Annotated in this window: 18 protein-coding genes; 7 read left to right on the top strand and 11 right to left on the bottom strand. The window is 69.0% G+C overall.

All coding sequences use genetic code 11. The annotated features are described in order from the left end of the window. Positions 1–2,016, top strand: coding sequence for a transcription termination factor Rho (rho, locus tag L6E10_RS03095; protein ID WP_236216567.1), 2,016 nt, complete (start codon positions 1–3; stop codon positions 2,014–2,016). A gap of 119 nt (positions 2,017–2,135) precedes the next feature. Here the strand turns inward: rho and L6E10_RS03090 are convergent, their stop codons facing one another. Continuing rightward, a complete protein-coding gene (locus L6E10_RS03090; RefSeq protein WP_236216565.1) occupies positions 2,136–2,474 on the bottom strand; it encodes a hypothetical protein in 339 nt (112 codons plus the stop codon). A 302-nt stretch (positions 2,475–2,776) separates the two neighbouring features. Between L6E10_RS03090 and rpmE the strand changes: the two genes are divergently transcribed. The 5 genes from rpmE (at position 2,777) to prmC (ending at position 7,651) form a co-directional block, all read left to right on the top strand. Further along, entirely contained in the window at positions 2,777–2,989 is a 213-nt protein-coding gene (gene rpmE / locus L6E10_RS03085) for a 50S ribosomal protein L31 (RefSeq protein WP_090095185.1), read from the top strand. 88 nt (positions 2,990–3,077) lie between these two features. Then, a complete protein-coding gene (gene prfA, locus L6E10_RS03080; RefSeq protein WP_236216563.1) occupies positions 3,078–4,142 on the top strand; it encodes a peptide chain release factor 1 in 1,065 nt (354 codons plus the stop codon). Then, the gene (locus tag L6E10_RS03075) at positions 4,075–5,373 is read left to right on the top strand and encodes an acyl-CoA thioesterase/bile acid-CoA:amino acid N-acyltransferase family protein (protein WP_236216561.1); all 1,299 of its coding nucleotides are present in this window, start codon (positions 4,075–4,077) and stop codon (positions 5,371–5,373) included. Before prfA ends, L6E10_RS03075 begins: the two co-directional genes overlap by 68 nt. Positions 5,374–5,383: 10 nt before the next feature. Then, the gene (lpdA, locus tag L6E10_RS03070; RefSeq protein ID WP_236216559.1) at positions 5,384–6,769 is read left to right on the top strand and encodes a dihydrolipoyl dehydrogenase; all 1,386 of its coding nucleotides are present in this window, start codon (positions 5,384–5,386) and stop codon (positions 6,767–6,769) included. A gap of 18 nt (positions 6,770–6,787) precedes the next feature. Next, complete coding sequence (gene prmC, locus L6E10_RS03065; RefSeq protein ID WP_236216557.1) at positions 6,788–7,651, top strand: peptide chain release factor N(5)-glutamine methyltransferase; 864 nt, start codon at positions 6,788–6,790, stop codon at positions 7,649–7,651. 7 nt (positions 7,652–7,658) lie between these two features. Here the strand turns inward: prmC and L6E10_RS03060 are convergent, their stop codons facing one another. Continuing rightward, positions 7,659–7,982, bottom strand: coding sequence for a hypothetical protein (locus tag L6E10_RS03060; protein WP_236216554.1), 324 nt, complete (start codon positions 7,980–7,982; stop codon positions 7,659–7,661). Further along, positions 7,979–9,643, bottom strand: a complete 1,665-nt coding sequence (locus L6E10_RS03055; protein WP_236216552.1) for a hypothetical protein — start codon at positions 9,641–9,643, stop codon at positions 7,979–7,981. The genes L6E10_RS03060 and L6E10_RS03055 overlap by 4 nt, the downstream gene beginning before the upstream one ends. Positions 9,644–9,861: 218 nt before the next feature. Here L6E10_RS03055 and L6E10_RS03050 point away from each other — a divergent pair, with 218 nt between their 5' ends. Next, positions 9,862–10,818: a TIR domain-containing protein gene (locus L6E10_RS03050; protein ID WP_236216550.1), complete on the top strand. Its 957-nt coding sequence runs from the start codon at positions 9,862–9,864 to the stop codon at positions 10,816–10,818. 108 nt (positions 10,819–10,926) lie between these two features. Here L6E10_RS03050 and L6E10_RS03045 read toward each other — a convergent pair whose 3' ends face one another. The 8 genes from L6E10_RS03045 to L6E10_RS03010 all read right to left on the bottom strand — a co-directional run bounded on the left by L6E10_RS03045 (position 10,927) and on the right by L6E10_RS03010 (position 16,549). Further along, on the bottom strand, positions 10,927–11,457 hold the full coding sequence (locus tag L6E10_RS03045) for a hypothetical protein (RefSeq protein ID WP_236216548.1): 531 nt from the start codon (positions 11,455–11,457) through the stop codon (positions 10,927–10,929). 68 nt (positions 11,458–11,525) lie between these two features. Next, entirely contained in the window at positions 11,526–12,749 is a 1,224-nt protein-coding gene (locus tag L6E10_RS03040; protein ID WP_236216546.1) for a hypothetical protein, read from the bottom strand. After that, complete coding sequence (locus L6E10_RS03035) at positions 12,746–13,054, bottom strand: type VII secretion target (RefSeq protein WP_236216545.1); 309 nt, start codon at positions 13,052–13,054, stop codon at positions 12,746–12,748. The genes L6E10_RS03040 and L6E10_RS03035 overlap by 4 nt, the downstream gene beginning before the upstream one ends. Beyond that, positions 13,051–13,533 carry a YbaB/EbfC family nucleoid-associated protein gene (locus L6E10_RS03030; RefSeq protein WP_236216544.1) on the bottom strand — a complete coding sequence of 161 codons (483 nt, stop codon included), beginning with the start codon at positions 13,531–13,533 and terminating at the stop codon, positions 13,051–13,053. Before L6E10_RS03030 ends, L6E10_RS03035 begins: the two co-directional genes overlap by 4 nt. Continuing rightward, positions 13,530–14,282: an ESX secretion-associated protein EspG gene (locus L6E10_RS03025; RefSeq protein WP_236216543.1), complete on the bottom strand. Its 753-nt coding sequence runs from the start codon at positions 14,280–14,282 to the stop codon at positions 13,530–13,532. The genes L6E10_RS03030 and L6E10_RS03025 overlap by 4 nt, the downstream gene beginning before the upstream one ends. Next, a complete protein-coding gene (locus tag L6E10_RS03020; RefSeq protein WP_236216541.1) occupies positions 14,279–15,541 on the bottom strand; it encodes a hypothetical protein in 1,263 nt (420 codons plus the stop codon). Before L6E10_RS03020 ends, L6E10_RS03025 begins: the two co-directional genes overlap by 4 nt. Positions 15,542–15,563: 22 nt before the next feature. Then, complete coding sequence (locus L6E10_RS03015; RefSeq protein WP_236216539.1) at positions 15,564–16,106, bottom strand: DUF3558 family protein; 543 nt, start codon at positions 16,104–16,106, stop codon at positions 15,564–15,566. Beyond that, positions 16,106–16,549 carry a hypothetical protein gene (locus L6E10_RS03010; protein ID WP_236216537.1) on the bottom strand — a complete coding sequence of 148 codons (444 nt, stop codon included), beginning with the start codon at positions 16,547–16,549 and terminating at the stop codon, positions 16,106–16,108. The genes L6E10_RS03015 and L6E10_RS03010 overlap by 1 nt, the downstream gene beginning before the upstream one ends. Positions 16,550–16,752 lie beyond the last annotated feature (203 nt).

Raw genomic sequence — 16,752 nt, 5'->3', positions numbered from 1 at the left:
GTGAGCAACACCGATTTGCTGAGCAGCGACGTCGCAGCTGCGTCTGGTTCTGGAGCCGAGGAGAACGCTCTGTCCACCCCTTCGAACGGCACGACGCCGCGCCGGCGCGCGGGTCTGTCCGGCATGGTGCTCGCTGAGCTTCGAGAGCTCGCGGGCCAAATGGGCATCACCGGAACCGCGGGCCTGCGCAAGGGCGACCTGATCGCGGCCATCAAGGAGAAGCAGGGCTCCGGCGCCCCCGCCAAGGCGGAGAAGCCCGCGAAGGCCGAGAAGGCCGCCGCGAAGGCCGAGGCCCCCGCCGAGAAGCCCGCGGTGCAGGCCGAAAAGGTCGCCGAGAAGCCTGTTCAGCAGCAGCTCGAGGTGGCGGAGAAGCCCGCCGCCGCCGAGCCCGGCGCTGGTGACGACTCCCGGTCGTCCGAGGACGGTGGGCGCCGCGGTAACCGTCGCCGCCGTTCCGGCCGCGGTGGTGGCGGCGCCGAGGGCGAGGGCCAGCCGCAGGCCGAGCAGCGTCCCGACCGCGGTGAGCGGTCCGAGCGTTCCGACCGAGGTGAGCGCCCGGAGCGTTCCGACCGCGGCGAGCGTCCGGACCGCGGCGACCGCAACGAGCGCTCGGAGCGTTCCGACCGTGGTGAGCGTTCCGACCGCGGCGACCGCAACGAGCGTGGTGGCCGTGACCGCAACCGCGACCGCGGCGAGCGTTCCGACCGCGGCGACCGTGGCGACCGTGGCGACCGCAACGACCGCGGCGGCCAGCCGGACGGCGACGACGAGGGCGGCCGTCGCGGCCGCTTCCGCGACCGCCGCAGGCGCGGTGGCCGTGGCGAGGGCCAGGACGGTGGCGGTCGTGGCGACCGCGAGACCGAGGTGCGCGAGGACGACGTCCTGCTCCCGGTCGCGGGCATCCTGGACGTGCTGGAGAACTACGCGTTCGTCCGCACCTCCGGCTACCTGGCGGGCTCGAACGATGTCTACGTGTCGTTGTCGCTGGTCCGCAAGTACGGCCTGCGCCGCGGCGACGCCATCACCGGCGCCGTCCGCCAGCCGCGCGACGGCGAGCAGCAGCGCCAGAAGTTCAACCCGCTGGTCCGCGTCGACAAGATCAACGGCCTGGACCCGGAAGAGGCGCGCAACCGCCCGGACTTCACGAAGCTGACGCCGCTCTACCCGAACGAGCGGCTGCGCCTCGAGACCGAGCCGCACATCCTCACCACCCGTGTCATCGACCTGGTGATGCCGATCGGCAAGGGCCAGCGCGCCCTGATCGTGTCGCCGCCGAAGGCCGGCAAGACCTCGGTTCTGCAGTCGATCGCGAACGCGATCACGAAGAACAACCCCGAGTGCCACCTGATGGTCGTCCTCGTGGACGAGCGTCCGGAAGAGGTCACCGACATGCAGCGCTCGGTGAAGGGCGAGGTCATCGCCTCGACCTTCGACCGGCCGCCGTCGGACCACACGACCATCTCCGAGCTCGCCATCGAGCGGGCGAAGCGCCTGGTCGAGATGGGTCACGACGTGGTCGTGCTGCTCGACTCGATCACGCGTCTGGGTCGTGCGTACAACCTGGCGGCGCCGGCTTCCGGCCGCATCCTGTCCGGTGGTGTCGACTCGACGGCGCTGTACCCGCCGAAGCGGTTCCTCGGAGCCGCGCGGAACATCGAGGGTGGCGGGTCGCTGACCGTCATCGCGACGGCGCTGGTCGAGACCGGTTCCGCCGGTGACTCGGTGATCTTCGAGGAGTTCAAGGGCACCGGCAACGCCGAGCTCAAGCTGGACCGGAAGATCGCGGACAAGCGGACGTTCCCGGCCGTGGACGTCGACTCCTCCGGTACCCGCAAGGAAGAGCTGCTGCTCTCGCCGGATGAGATGGCGGTCACGCACAAGCTCCGCCGGGTGCTGCACGCGCTCGACGGGCAGCAGGCCATCGACCTGCTGCTGGACCGGCTGCGGAAGTCTCGCACCAACATCGAGTTCTTGATGCAGGTGGCGAAGACGACGCCCGGCGCCGAGCAGGACTGACGTCGGACGCCAGTTCCACGTGAAATCGCCCCCGCTGCTGGTCAGCGGGGGCTTTTTCGTGGAACGCCACTCGAATGCCGAGGTGTCCCCGGCGCCGCTGCGGCCGTGCGCGGCGGGTGTCAGCGACAGCCGGCGGTCTGCTGGTTCTCGTCGTTCTGCACGAGGCACTGGAACACCAGGCCCAGCAGCACCGGTACCCCCACCACTGTCGTGACCAGCGCGGGGACCTCCACCGCGCCCACCAGCACGCCGACCACCAGGAACGCCGTCAGGTAGGCCCAGCGGAACCAGACCCGTTGCCAGGCGCGCCTCCAGCGCACGCCGCCCGAGATGGCCGCGGCCACGGCCACGCCGGCGCCCGTCACGACCGGTGACAGGGGGACTGTGGTCCAGGCGGCCGTCAGCAGCCCTGCCGACCCCATCAGGCCGAACACGGCGGCGGAGAACGCGAAAGGCACAGCAAGCCACAGGAGCGGGCTTATCGGCCGTTCAGCGACGCAGAACACCGGCACAGTCTGATGGACACCGACCAACAACACGGAGTCGTATCCAGCCGAACGGTTTCACCTTGCGCCGAACGGGCTATCGCGGGGGATGAACGGTTGTGACTTCGACCACGCATAAGGCCTCGTGCATGCGTCGGGAACAACCGCGTTTTTGCACGTGTTGAACGGTCTGGCAAACTGATCGGTCGAGTCCGGCTCCGGTTCACCCGTTCACCAACTGGGACCCGGCGGCCATCCTTGAAAGGGACAAGATCTTGAAGAGTGGAATCCACCCCGAGTACACCGCCACCGAGGTGACGTGCAGCTGTGGCAACAGCTTCACCACCCGCAGCACCACCTCGGCGTCCGAGGTCCGCGTCGAGATGTGCTCGAACTGCCACCCGTTCTACACGGGCAAGCAGCGCATCCTGGACACCGGTGGTCGCGTGGCGCGCTTCGAGGCGCGTTACGGCAAGCGCAACAAGTAGCTGCTTTCACGGCGCCTGACCTCGGCCTTCACGGCCGGGGCGGGCGCCGTCGCCGTTTCCGGGGCAACTCAAGACGAAAGCAGGAGAAGTGTCGCAGTCGCTGGACAGCTTGCTCGCCGAGTACGACGAGCTCGAGAAGAAGCTCGCGGACCCCTCCGTGCACGCTGACCAGGCGGGAGCGCGCAAGCTGGGCAAGCGGTACGCGCAGCTCGGTCCCATCGTGCAGACGGCCAGGGAGATCGAGCAGGCCCGCAACGACCTCGAGGCGGCCAAGGAGCTCGCGGCCGAGGACAGGACGTTCCAGGACGAGGTCGAGCAGATCGAGCAGCAGCTCCCCAGGCTGGAGGAGCGGCTCACCGAACTGCTGCTGCCGCGTGACCCGCACGACGGCGACGACGTGCTGCTGGAGATCAAGTCCGGTGAGGGCGGCGAGGAGTCCGCGCTGTTCGCCGGGGACCTGCTGCGCATGTACACGCGGTACGCCGAGCGCCAGGGCTGGAAGGTCGAGATGCTCGACGGCACCGACTCCGACCTGGGCGGGTTCAAGGACGTCACGGTGGCCATCAAGGCCAAGACCACGACCCCGGACGGCGTGTGGAGCCGGCTGAAGTGGGAGGGCGGCGTGCACCGCGTGCAGCGCGTGCCCGTCACCGAGTCGCAGGGGCGCATCCACACGTCCGCCGCGGGTGTTCTCGTCTTCCCCGAGACCGAGGAGACCACCGAGGTCGAGATCGACGAGAAGGACCTGCGGATCGACGTCTACCGCTCGTCCGGCAAGGGCGGTCAGTCGGTCAACACCACCGACTCCGCGGTGCGCATCACGCACCTGCCGACCGGCATCGTGGTCTCGTGCCAGAACGAGCGCAGCCAGCTGCAGAACAAGGCCCGCGCGATGCAGGTGCTGCAGTCGAGGCTCGCCGCGCTCGCCGAGGAGCAGAAGGCGCAGGAGCAGTCGGACGCGCGCCGCACGCAGATCCGCACCGTCGACCGCAGTGAACGGGTGAGGACCTACAACTTCCCCGAATCACGCATCTCCGATCACCGCGTTGGGTACAAAGCGCATAACCTGGACCAGGTCCTCGACGGTGACCTGGACGCGGTGGTGGACGCTCTCGCCGCCGCTGACCGGGCAGAACGGCTCGCAGGCGGGTAATCCGACGTGGGAGGGGCGCGTTGTGGCCGAGATCCTGGTGAAACCGCAGACAGCGCCCCTCGACCACCCGGTCGGGGTGCAGGTCGTCGGCCTGGAACCGGGCCAGACGATCACAGTGCAGCTCTCCACGGGTGAGCGCGCCTCTCATGCCGTGTTCGACGCGGACGACCATGGTGTCGTAGACCTCACCAGGCACGCGCCAGCCGAGGGCAGCTATCGCGGTGTTGACCCGATGGGGTTGTTCTGGTCGCTGGAGCGCACGGGTGGCAAGCCCGGCCCGGCCGTTCTCTCCGTCGAGGGCGTGGGGGACCGCGTTCTCGACCGCCTGACGGTGCCCGAGGGCGTCGAACGCCAGGAGGTCCGGGAGAACGGGCTCGTCGGCACGCTGTTCGCCCCTGAGGACGACGGAGGAGACCTTCCGGGCGTCATCGTGCTCAGCGGGTCCGAAGGCGGCCTGCACGAGACGGACGCGGCGCTGCTGGCCGGGCACGGGTTCGTCACGTTCGCGCTGGGCTACTTCGGCCTGCCGGGGCTGCCCGAGCACCTCGTGGACGTCCCGCTCGAGTACTTCGGCAAGGCCATCGACCACCTGAGCGAACGCGCCGGAGAGATCGGTGTGGTCGGCGGCTCGCGCGGCGGTGAGCTGGCGTTGCTCGTCGGATCGACGTACTCCCAGGTCAAGGCAGTGGTCAGCGTCGTGGGCAGCGGTGTCGTGACCCAGGCGATCGGACCGGGCGCGAACCTGCTGCAGAAGCTGTCGTACGAGGCGGCGTCCTGGACGCTCAAGGGCGAGCCGCTGCCGTACCTGCCGTACGAGATCGGCGACGAGCTGCGCGCGAGGATCGTCAACGGCGAACCGGTGCCGTTGCGGCTCGCGTTCAGCACCGAGGACGGCGTCCCGGAGGACACCGAGATCGGAGTCGAACGGATCGCCGGGGGTGTGTTGCTCATCTCGTCCGGACAGGACGACGGGTGGCCCTCGACCGAGCTGAGCGACGTCGCGCTGCGGCGGCTGAAGGACCACGACCACCCGTTCGCGCACGAGCACGTCGTGTATCCCGAGGCAGGACACCTGATCGCGGGCCCGCCGCACCGGCCGGCCACCGAGGTGACCTACCCGGGACCCGGCGTCACCTTCTCGGGTGGTGGGACTCCGCAGGCCACCGCGCACGCCCGCGCCGACGCGTGGAAACGGACGGTTGAGTTCTTGCGGGAGCAGCTCGGCACCTAGGCTGGTGCTCATGAGCGCACACTTTGATGTCGTCGTCGTGGGTGCGGGTCCCGGCGGGTACGTCGCCGCGATCCGTGCGGCTCAGCTCGGGCTGAAGACCGCCATCGTCGAGGAGAAGTACTGGGGCGGCGTCTGCCTGAACGTCGGCTGCATCCCGTCGAAGGCACTGCTGCGCAACGCCGAGCTGGCGCACCTCTTCACGCACGAGCAGAAGACGTTCGGCATCAAGGTCGACGGCACCGTCAGCTTCGACTACAGCGCGGCGTGGCAGCGCAGCCGCAAGGTCGCGGACGGGCGCGTCAAGGGCGTGCACTTCCTGATGAAGAAGAACGGCATCACCGAGTACAACGGGTGGGCCGACTTCACCGACGACCACACCCTGACCGTCGGGGACGAGACGATCACCTTCGGCCACGCGATCATCGCCGTGGGCGCCACGACCCGGATGCTGCCGAACACGCAGAAGTCCGACCGCGTCGTGACCTACGAAGAGCAGATCATGACCGAGGACCTGCCGGAGTCGATCATCATCGCCGGCGCGGGCGCCATCGGCGTCGAGTTCGCGTACGTCATGCACAACTACGGCGTGAAGGTCACCATCGTCGAGTTCCTCGACCGCATGGTGCCGCTCGAGGACGAAGAGGTGTCCGCCGAGCTGCTCAAGCGCTACAAGAAGCTCGGCGTCGACGTGCGCGTCGGCACGCGGGTCGAGTCGATCGACGAGTCGGGCGAGAAGGTCCGCGTCACCGTGTCGAAGAACGGTGCCGAGGAGGTCCTGGAAGCCGACAAGGTCATGCAGGCCATCGGCTTCGTGCCGCGCGTCGAGGGCTACGGCCTCGAGAAGACCGGCGTGAAGCTCACCGAGCGCGGCGCGATCGACATCGACGGCCGCGGCCGCACCAACGTGCCGCACATCTTCGCCATCGGTGACGTGACCGCGAAGCTGATGCTCGCGCACACCGCCGAGTCCATGGGCATCATCGCCGCCGAGACCATCGCGGGCGCCGAGACCATGGAGCTCGACTACGTCATGATCCCGCGCGCGACGTTCTGCCAGCCGCAGATCGCCTCGTTCGGCTACACCGAGAAGCAGGCCCGCGAGAAGGGCTTCGACGTCCAGGTCGCGAAGTTCCCGTTCACCGCGAACGGCAAGGCGCACGGCCTGGCCGAGCCCGGCGGCTTCGTGAAGCTGATCAGCGACGGCAAGCACGGCGAGCTGCTCGGCGGCCACATCATCGGCCCCGAGGCGACCGAGCTGCTGCCCGAGCTCACGCTGGCGCAGCAGTGGGACCTCACGGTCCACGAGGTCGCGCGCAACGTCCACGCGCACCCGACGCTCTCGGAAGCCGTCAAGGAAGCGGTGCACGGCCTGGCCGGGCACATGATCAACTTCTGAGATGGCTTCCTCCCGATGATGAACCGGCAGCCGCTCCGCCTCGCGATCTCCGAGGCGGCCAAGATCCTCGCCGAGGCGGGGGTGGACAGTCCGCGCGTCGACGCGGAGTACCTGGCCGCGCACGTGCTCGGGGTCGAGCGCGGTCGGCTGCCGCTCATCCCGCTGGTCGACCCGCCGGTGATCGACCAGCTGCACAAGCTCGTGCGCACGCGTGCCTCGCGCGTTCCGCTGCAGCACATCCTCGGCTGGGCGCCGATGGGCTCCGTCTCGGTCGAGGTCGGGCCGGGGGTGTTCGTGCCGCGGCCCGAGACCGAACTGCTGATGGAGTGGGGCCTGAAGGCGCTCTCCGACGTTTCCTCGCCCGTCGTCGTGGATCTCTGCACCGGAACGGGCGCGCTGGCGCTGGCGATCGCCGCTGCCCGTCCCGACGCGGTGGTGCACGCGGTGGAGATCGACCCGCAAGCGCTTGCGTGGACGCGTCGCAACGCGGACGCGCGGGTCGCCGCCGGGGACACGCCGATCCGGCTGCACTCCGGTGACGCCACGGACCCGTCCCTGCTGTCCGATCTGGACGGCCAGGTGGACCTCGTGGTGTGCAACCCGCCCTACGTGCCGGAGGGAACGCCCGTGCAGCCCGAGGTGGGCGTGCACGACCCGCACCACGCGGTGTTCTCCGGGCAGGACGGGCTGGACGTGATCCGGCACGTCGTGCGGGCCGCCGCGCGGTGGCTCAAGCCCGGCGGGTCCGTCGGCATCGAGCACGACGACACGCAGGGGGAGTCCGTGCCGGCGCTGCTGTCCGCGCGCCGGGTGCTCACGGACGTCGCCGGCCACCTGGACCTGGCGGGGCGGCCCCGGTTCGCGACCGCCCGCAGGGTCTAGCACTTCCTCAGTAGAGGGCGTCGAAGGCCTTCGCCAGGTCCTTCATCCGCTCGCCGAGACCCCGGTCCGCCAGCTTGTCCATGAGGTGCGCCGCGACGTCCCTGCTGGGCTTCGGCTTGCGCGCCTCCGCCCGCAGGTCGTCGACTGCCTCGACGGTCGTCGTGGCCGCCCTGGCGTCGTCGAGGTCCTCCCGCAACTCGTCGAGCAGTCGCAGGACGGCGCTCACGTCCTTGATGTGTCCGATGTGGACGTCCCCGGCCCTGGCGCGTCCGCTGGTGCCGACGTTGCTGCCGATCACGGGGCCGAGGATCTCGAACTTGCGGTCGTTCATGATCGTCCTTTGGTGTTGCCCGCCCGTGCCTTGCCGGCCGTGGCGATGTTGCTGGAGATGACCGGACCGGTGATGTGCACGTTGTTGCTCGTGACCTGCATGGCCTGCTCCATGAACTCGGTGACCGAGATGCCCTTGCTCTCCAGGAACTCGCCGAGCGTGCGCAGCAGCCGTGACTCCAGCACCTTGACGTAGCGCTCGATGTCGGTGAGCTGGAAGTAGTTGTCGACCTCGCTCCTGCTCGCGAGCTCCCGCAGGCTGGTCGTGGCGCCGTACCGCTCCGCGACGAACGTGCCCTCGGCCTGGTGGATCGGGGTCAGCCAGCCCACCGCCGTCGCGATCCGCTTCGGCAGGGACGCCGGGAACCTCAGCAGGTCGGCGACGGCCTCGAGGAACGGCCTCGCCGACTGCGCCGGCAGCACGTCGATCTCGCGGTGCCGGGCGTGGATCGGGTGCAGGATGCAGGGCGTCCACTCGACGTAGAGCATCTCGTCGTCGAGCCCGAACGTCAGGTAGGCCGAGACGACGACGTCGCGGTCCCACGTCTCGACCTGGAACGAGCGGAAGTAGCGCATCCACTCCATCGGCTCGGTGATCAGACCGTCCACAACGGATCTGCCGACCACCGCGCGTGGCGCGTGGTCCTTGTCCGGCAACACGATCCGTGCTTCGGCGTCGTCGATGTGGTCCACCAGCTCGACCGAGGAGATGACGACGCGGTCACCGGTCTTCATCCCGCGCAACCGGTGGCCGGGGGAGAGCGACGGCGAGCGGCCCGTCTTGACCAGCTCGCTCGTGACGCGGTCGTACAGCTCGGGGAGGGTGAACCCGGGCAGCGGGGCGTCGGCCTCGTCCTCGGCGGGCTTGAGGGGCAGCGCCATGGACCACGGTTCGAACATCACGCCGGAGCCGATGAACGGGCGGTAGCCGTGGTAGACGATGACCTGCGCCACGTCCGGGTCGTCAGGCCCGCCGTCCTCGTCGGTGGGGTAGAGCGCGAGCGCTTCGGCGTAGTTCGCGTGCCCAAGCCGCCGGATCGCCCATTCGTTCCGCCACAGCTCCCGCTCGCCCTTGCCGATGCGGAAACCGTTGCGGCGGAAGCTCTTCGTGACCAGTAGCCAGACGATCACCCGATCCGCCAGCAGCACCGCGAAGACCAGCGCGATCCCGATGATCACGAGCGCGAACTCGGCGTCGCTGTTCACCGGCCCGCACTCCTCCCACCTGCGCCTGCAGTAGTTGCTGGTGTCGTCGAGCTCTTCCATGAACTTGAACAGCGCGAAGAAGAGCGCGATCACGCTGGCGGTCAAGCCGAGCACGGCCGGCCCCCGAACGGCCGTCGAGGCCTGCCGCTGACGCGGCGAGGCCAGCCGTGACCCGCTCGCGGCCGCGACGACCGCGGCGATCAGCAGCCACGCCACCAGCACCGTTCCGGTCGCGGCGAACAGCACCACGAGCGACAACACCAGCAACAGCCCGTCGCGCACCTTCCGCCGCGTGCGTCCCGCCACCGCCTCCCGCAACACCGCGCCGGCGTTGACCCCGGGCGAGCGCGGAATCGACCGGGTGGACTCCACCAGGTACTCGCGAATGGCCGAGTCCGCGAACTCCTCGTCGCGGTGAGCGGCTCCGCAGAGGAAGCGGGTGGTGTCGTCGCGCACCCTCGAAGAATCGTTTCCCTGCGCCGCCCCCGGCATTGACATTGTCCTGTCCACTTTCTGTCATTGAATCGAGCACTTCTTGTTCGTGCTGGTCAGAGACGTTGTGCGACATGGGCAACACGCTTTTCCATTCCGATGGGTGGCACAATAGTCGGTCCTGATCAGAATGGGGTGGAAGTGGCGGAAACGCGAATTGTCAATGCGCCGGGAGAAGGCAGATGACGCCCCCGTCGGACGCCCCCGCCATCCGTTGCTTCCTGAGCTACGCACGCCAGGACGACGTGGTGATGGACTTCGTGGGCCCGTTCGCCGAAGCCCTGCGCCACTACGCCTACGCCGACCGCGGCCGAGCCCTGGAGATCTTCCTCGACCGCGAGGCCATCGGCTGGGGAGACCTCGTCCAGCCGACCCTGCGCGCCGCGGTCCGCAGCGCCGCGGTCCTCCTGCCCGTGCTGACCCGCCGCTACTTCGACCGCCCGTACTGCCGCGAGGAACTGTTCCTGTTCCACAACCAGGCCTCCGCGGACGACGTCCGCGGCCTGCTGCTGCCCGTCGTCCTGCTGGGCGAGGACCACCTGACCGAGGACAACCCGGACCTGGCCGTGCAGATCGTCGTGGAACGCCGGCACCACAGCGTCCGCGAGGCGTGGATCGAGGGCCCGAACTCCCCGGTGTGGCGCCGCACCATGCTGACCCTGGCCTCCGCGATCGTGGACAACGTCGAAGCAGCCGAACGCGCGTTGACCTCCACCCCGACTCCCACCGCGGCCGACGTTCCCGCCGTGCTGTCCCAGCTGTCGCTGGACGTCGACTCCGCCACCCGCACCGCCGGCTCCGTCGTCGCGGAGTTCCACGCGCTGCTGGCCACCGACTCCCCGGACTTCTCGCCCGGTGCCACCCGCCTCCGCGAGGCCGCCCTGACGTTCGAACGCCAAGCCTTCGAAGCCGACCGCCTCCTCCGCGCGGCCCACGCTTCCAGCGCCACCCTGACCGCGGCCGACCCGGGCGACCTGCTCGCGGGCATCGAAGCGCTGCTCACCGCCACCCACCGCCTGGAGACCTCCGACGTGCCGATCCGCCTGGCGATGGCGGCGTTCCGCGAAGGCCTCACCGCGCTGCGCAGCGGTCTGAGGGTGGCGAAGTCGTGGTCGAAGTTGCCAATTCCTGGCCAATAACCCGACGTTTCGTCGCACTGCGGCCGAGCGGTCGTACGTTCTCGGCGGGGAGGGCACGCGGTCACGCGCTACGAGGATCCGCCGCCTCGCGCGTGACCGCGTGTGCGCCTACTGCTTCTCGACCACCGGCTCCGGCCGCCGAGCCGGGAGCCGGGCGACGAGCAGGACGAACCCGGCGCTGCCCAGCAGGCCGATCGCGAACAGCGCGTTGTGGAGCCAGGAGACCTCGTCGCGTTCGAGGCTGGTGAAGAACCCGGTCTCGTCCACTACGACATCGAGCTCGGCACCGACCGGCTTGGCCTTCCGCGCACCGGCGGGCGAAAGCTTCAGCTCCCTGTCACCGCACCGCAGGTGAGCCGTGAACGAGTCGGCGCCACGGCTGCTGGGGTGCCGCTCGACGGTGTCCACGCGGCAGTGCAGCGTCTCGCCGAACGCGGTGAGCCACACCGAATGCCCGCCGATGCCGGCGGGGAACAGGCTGCCGACGAAGACAGCCAGGGCGGGGATCAACAGCCACCCACCACCCCGCGGGCGGAGCTTTCCCAGGGCGATGATCCAGAACGGCAGTGCGGCCACGGACAGGAATCCCAGCGCCACGATGAGGCCGACTTCGCCGGTGTTGCTCAGGAAACCCGTCATCGTGGGCACCGTGATGGCGGCGCCTGCCAGAAGCACGTGCTTCGGGCTGGAAGCTGGAGTCGCTTCGGTCATTCGTCCAAAGACCCTTGCTGTCGCGGGAAAGTCCGGCCTTGGTTCTCCAACTCGTCGTACTTCGCCCATTCGCGGAGGTGATCCGCCGTGGCCTTCGCGACCCATCCCCCATCAACGAGGTTGGGCGACGAGTGCGGCGCCACCGTGCCATCCGGCCGGGTTTGCGGCTTGTACGGCGTGTAGGCGTCGACGGCGTCGCGGAACGGCTCGACGAACCGCGGGACCTTCTGCTGGTACGGCTCCTCGTAGTTCTTTTTCCAGGTGGTGCCGGCGTCCCCGTAGCCGTCCTTGAACTCGCGGCCTGCCTGCTTGAGCTTGTCACCGGCGTCGCTGAGTGACGGCCTGGTGTTGCCCCAGTCCTCCAGACGCCTGCCCGCGTCCGCCAAGCCGTCTCCGCGAGTCGACGGGGGTTGCGGAGCACGTGGCGCGCTCGGGCCGCCGCTTCTGCCGAACCTGCCGAGGCGCTTGAGCGCGTCGCCCAGCTGGCCGAAGAGCCCCTTCACACGGCTCATGATGCGCATGACGAGCTTGACCAGCTTGGCGAGCTGCTGCGTGATCTTGCCGAGCACGACAGCGCCGCGTCCGACGGCCCAGGCGGTGAAGGCCGCGATCGAACTGCCGAGCGACACCACGGAGGAGGCGAGCGCGATGACCGCGTTGCGGATGACCTCCCAGATGAACAGCGCGATGAGATCGCGGATCATGCCGCGGATCGCCGCTGTGATGGTGCCCGCGGTCGCGACCTCGGAGGCGACGTAGGCGCTCATCTTGGAGACCATCGCGATCTCGGCTGCCAGTTCGCCCTGGCTCTGGCGGAACTTCTCGCCGGCGGTGCCCTGCTCCCAGCACGGCAGTTCGCTCCTGACGGCCTTGTCCTGCTGCTCACCTATGTCGTGGAGAGCGGCGGCGACCTCGTTCCAAGTCGTGACGGCAGCCTTGATCTTGTCGCCGCTCCCGGCCAGCCAGTCCAGCGGCTCACGCAGGAAACTGACGTGCTCGATCAACCAGCCGATGCCCGCGGTCGCGAGCGCGCCGACCGGATCCATGATCATGCCCAGGAGATCCAGCCCGGAGGCCGCGAGGTTCATCCCGAACTCGGCGAAGTCGCCTTCGCTCAGGCGGCTGGCCGAGTCGACGGTCTGCATGACGGACTCGGCGAGACCGCCACCCGCGAAGTTGTCCGGGTTCGCCACATCGCTGTTGAAGCCCGTCCAGCTCATCGGGGCTCTCCGAACCTGTTGCGGTTGGCGTCCTCGTGCGACTCGTAGGTCTGCGCGGTTGCCTTCGTGTCCTCAGCGGCGTTGCCCGCTGCCGCAGCCAGTTCCCTGATCGCGGCGGTTGTGCCCTCCGCCCACTCCTGGGCGTTCGAGGCGAAGAAGGACAGCAGCTGGCCGAACGTGTCACCACCGAGGTCGACGCCCGCCGCCTTGTTGCCGGCCGCGTCCAGTGCGTCCTGCCTGGACCGCTGACCGGCGGCGAACCTGTGGAGTTCGGTCGCGTCGACGCTGAAGCCCGGCCCGGTCACCGGAGCACGCTCCCGAAGCCGTCCTCGTCGTCGTCTGCGGGCCGCGCAGGCCGTGGCTGTGCGGGTTTCTGGGCCGGCGCGTTCCACGAGACCTCGCGCATGACCTGGCCGTCCTCGGGCGGAGGTGGCTGTTCCTCTTCCTCCGGCTGCGGAATGAAGCTGCGCAGGAAGTCCATCGCCTCGGTGCCGCCGAACTCGGGCTCCACGATGGACGCCACCTGCTCGGCGGCCTGGATCTGGGCCTTCTGCACGGTCTGCATCACGAGCTGGCCCAGTTGCACGTGCGTCAGGCGCAGCGCCGCCGGTGAGAACTCGATGTGCTGCAAGGCACCGTTCGGTGCCACTCGGACCGTCACGGCCTCGTTGGGCGCGGTGACGGTGCTGCTGGCCTGCTGGATCTGCTCCTGCATCTGCTGGGAGCGTTGCTGGAGCTGCTGCGCCCTCGACTCGAGGTCCGCGATCATCTTCTCGGGGTTCATCGGTCGCTCGTCATCGCCAGGACCTGCCCCAGGTGCCTCGCCAGCCCCATGTTGTCGGCTGGGCCGATCGTGAACCAACCGGCGCGGGCGGGCACGTTCGAGTAGCGCCCGGCCTTCGTGTCGATCCAGGTGACGGGCGGGAAGTCGCGCTTGGTGCGCCCCTGTCCCATCTGCACCAGGAAGTGGCCGTTGCCGATGGCCGGACCGGTCAGCATCTGCTTGGCCAGGCGCACGTCGTCGTTCTCCGCCGTCCTGACCGCCTGGCGGAAGCCTTCCTGCCGCTGCGGCTGCTCCTCGAACGCCTGCGCGGGCACCGTCACCGGCTTGCCCGGCCCGGGACGTCCCGGCGGCATGGCGTTCGCGAGGCTGGTCGCGATCTCGTTGGCCTGCACCAGGTTCAGCGTGATGCCGCTGTCGTCCTGGACCACCAGCACCGCGTACCCGCCGCGCGCCACCACGCTCGCCCGGACCACTGTCCGCTGGCTCATGTCCGGCATGCACAGCGCGATGACGCGCAGCTCCGGACGCGCCAGCAGGTTCAGCGCGTCCTCGAGGTCGGGCTCGGGCCTGCCGCGGCGCGCGAGGTTGCGGCGTTCGAGATCGGCGTGCACCGCCGCCTTGATGCGCGCACGCTCGTCGAGCGTCTCACCGTGCTGGTCGACCTCGAAGGGGTACGGGATGCTCCCCGCCCGCAGGTCCTCCCAGAGGACCTCGAACGCGGGCAGGGAGAGCTGAGCGATCCGCCTCATCCGCCGATCACCGGCGGCGCGACCATGCGATCGTCGTCGAAGAACTCGTCGGTGGGCACCAGGTAGTTGGACTTGTGCTCCTTGTCCTCCCCGCCCTGGCCGCCCTGACCGGCGCCACCGGCACCCATGCCACCGGCGCCCGCGGCCCCGGCACGACCGGAGCCGGCGCCAGCGCCACCCGCGGCGCCGGCACCACTGCCGGGCCCCATGACACCGGCGCTGCCACCGGGGGTCGCCGGTCCGAAGCTGCCCATGCCACGACCGGCGCCCATCCCGCCGCCCATGCCACCGGGTCCACCCGTGCCACGGCCGCCACCAGCACCGCCACCGGGCCCACCCGGTCCGCCGGGGCGCATGCCGGGCCCGCCAGGTCCGCTACCGGGAGGCCGGCCCGGCAGGCCACCACCAGGCGGTCGCATGCCGGGCGGCAACATCCCGGGCGGGGTGAACGGCGGCCGGTTCTGGCCACCGGGGTTGTTCTGGTTGTTGCCGCCGGGCTGCAGCGACGGGTCCTTGACCTGGGGCGCGGCCCACGAGACGTTCGTGGTGCCGTTGTTGATGCCCGACGGCGTGGACGGCATGCCCGCGTTGCTGGTGCTGCTGAAGCGCTGGCTCGCGTTGACGTTGCTCAGGCTGTGCGAGCTGTTGGTGCTGCTCGCCTGCGTGACGCCCTGGTCCTGCGTGACCTGGGGCGTGGACTCCATGGTGGGCATGGACATCGCCGCGGACATCATCGTGTTGTCGCGCGTCTGCATGACCTGGACGGCTTCTTCTTTGGCGCCCTGCTGCTTGTTGTACGTCGCCATCATCTCGATGGGCGCGCCCACCATCATGACGGGGTTGACGATGCCGCCCTTGTTCGTCAGCCAGTCGCCGGCGATGGAGAGGGGGTCGAACTTCACGGGGTCGGGCATGGAGCTCTTGGCCTGAGCCGCCGCTTCACGCTGCTGCTCGATGGCGCTCGCGGTGCGGGTGAACCCTTCGCCGGTCGTTTCCGCGAACGTCCCGACTTTGGCGAGCGCTGCTCGAACGCCCTCGGCGGCCTTGCCCGTCCAAGCGGACTGGGAGCCGTTCACGAGGATGCTGAAATCGGTGGCCAACTCCTTGAACGTTTCGCCCAGCGCCTTCCAGGCGTCGCTGACTGCGGTTGCCGTGTCAGGGATGTAGTTCTGGGTGACCTGGGCCTTCATCTGCTCGTGTTGCAGGCCCGGGTAGTTCGCGTCCGGCATGGGGACAGCGGGTTTGACGACGGGTGCCATGAGGATCCCCCCTCGGACTTCGTTACGGCAGTTTCGGCGCGATCAGTTCGGCGGCTTTGGACGCGCGGTCGCAAGCGGCAGCGGTGTCGGTCGAAGTGATCCCGATGTTCCCGATGATGGAAACCGAGGACGACTCGCTCACCGCGATGAAGTACGTGCAAGCGCCCTTGGCTCCGTCCGGAGCTTCCACTTTGGTCACGTCGTACTTGCCGATCTTGCTCTGCGACTTGGCGCCGTTGTCGGTGTTCAGGTCCTTGACACCGGAATCAGTGCGGATGCCGACGCGCAGGCCGCCCTTGCCGCTCTCGTTCCAGTCGCAACCCTGAGAGGTTCCGACTTTCGCTGCTTCGCCCGCGGCCTTCAGGCCGACCGTCGCCAGCTCGGCTTCCGTGAGCAGTTCGCAGGGCTCTGCGGCCAGCGCCTCCAGGCCAGATGCGGAGTTGGAGTCGCTGGTGGGAGCGGTGCTGCCGGCTGTCGGCGTCGGTGTGCCCGTCGTGCCGGCGCTGGTGCAGCCGGCAGCGAGCACGCTCAGGCCGATCGTCGTGGCGATGAGAATGCGCTTCATTACTTCCCGAGTTTCTTGAGCGAGTCAGCACCCGCTTGGTCAACGTTCGTGTACGACGCCCGGCTCTTCTCGATCTGCGTTTTGAGCTCGTCGAGCGCCGTGCCGAGATCTCTGAGGGTCTGCTGGGCCGCGAGGCCGAACGTCCTGTTCCCCCGGCTGATCACCTCGGCGTACCCACCGCCGAGCTTGGTCTCCTGGGCCAGCTCCAGCGACCTCTGGCCGACCTGCTCGAGCTCGAGCTTCATCGCGTCGAGCTTCTTGATCATGGCGTCGACCAGGTGAGGGTCGACGGACAGCTGCTGGGTCTCGACGGCCACGGCCACGGCCTTGCCGGCGGCCATCACGGCGCTGAGACCGCCGTCGAAGATGCTGTTCCAGGTACCCCCGGCGGCCTTGTCGGCGAAACTGCCGACCTTGCCGCTCGTCACCACTTCCTCGGACACAGGAACTCGACCCTCCCCCATTGCGCTCTGTGGTCGACTCATGACCATACAGTTGTGCCGCCGTTCGGTGGATGCGTTGAACTACTTAGCCCTGTTTGGGTTGGAACATCGGCTGGTCAGCCGCGTTGTGGACGCCAGAAGTGAGAATGAAAGCGCAGGTCCGAGCCGGTGTTCCGGACTGCGCGCACCTGCATGCGGTGAGA

The organism is Lentzea sp. CC55 (assembly GCF_021056325.1).
GTDB lineage: Bacteria > Actinomycetota > Actinomycetes > Mycobacteriales > Pseudonocardiaceae > Lentzea > Lentzea jiangxiensis.
This window is presented reverse-complemented; position numbering and strand designations above follow the sequence as displayed.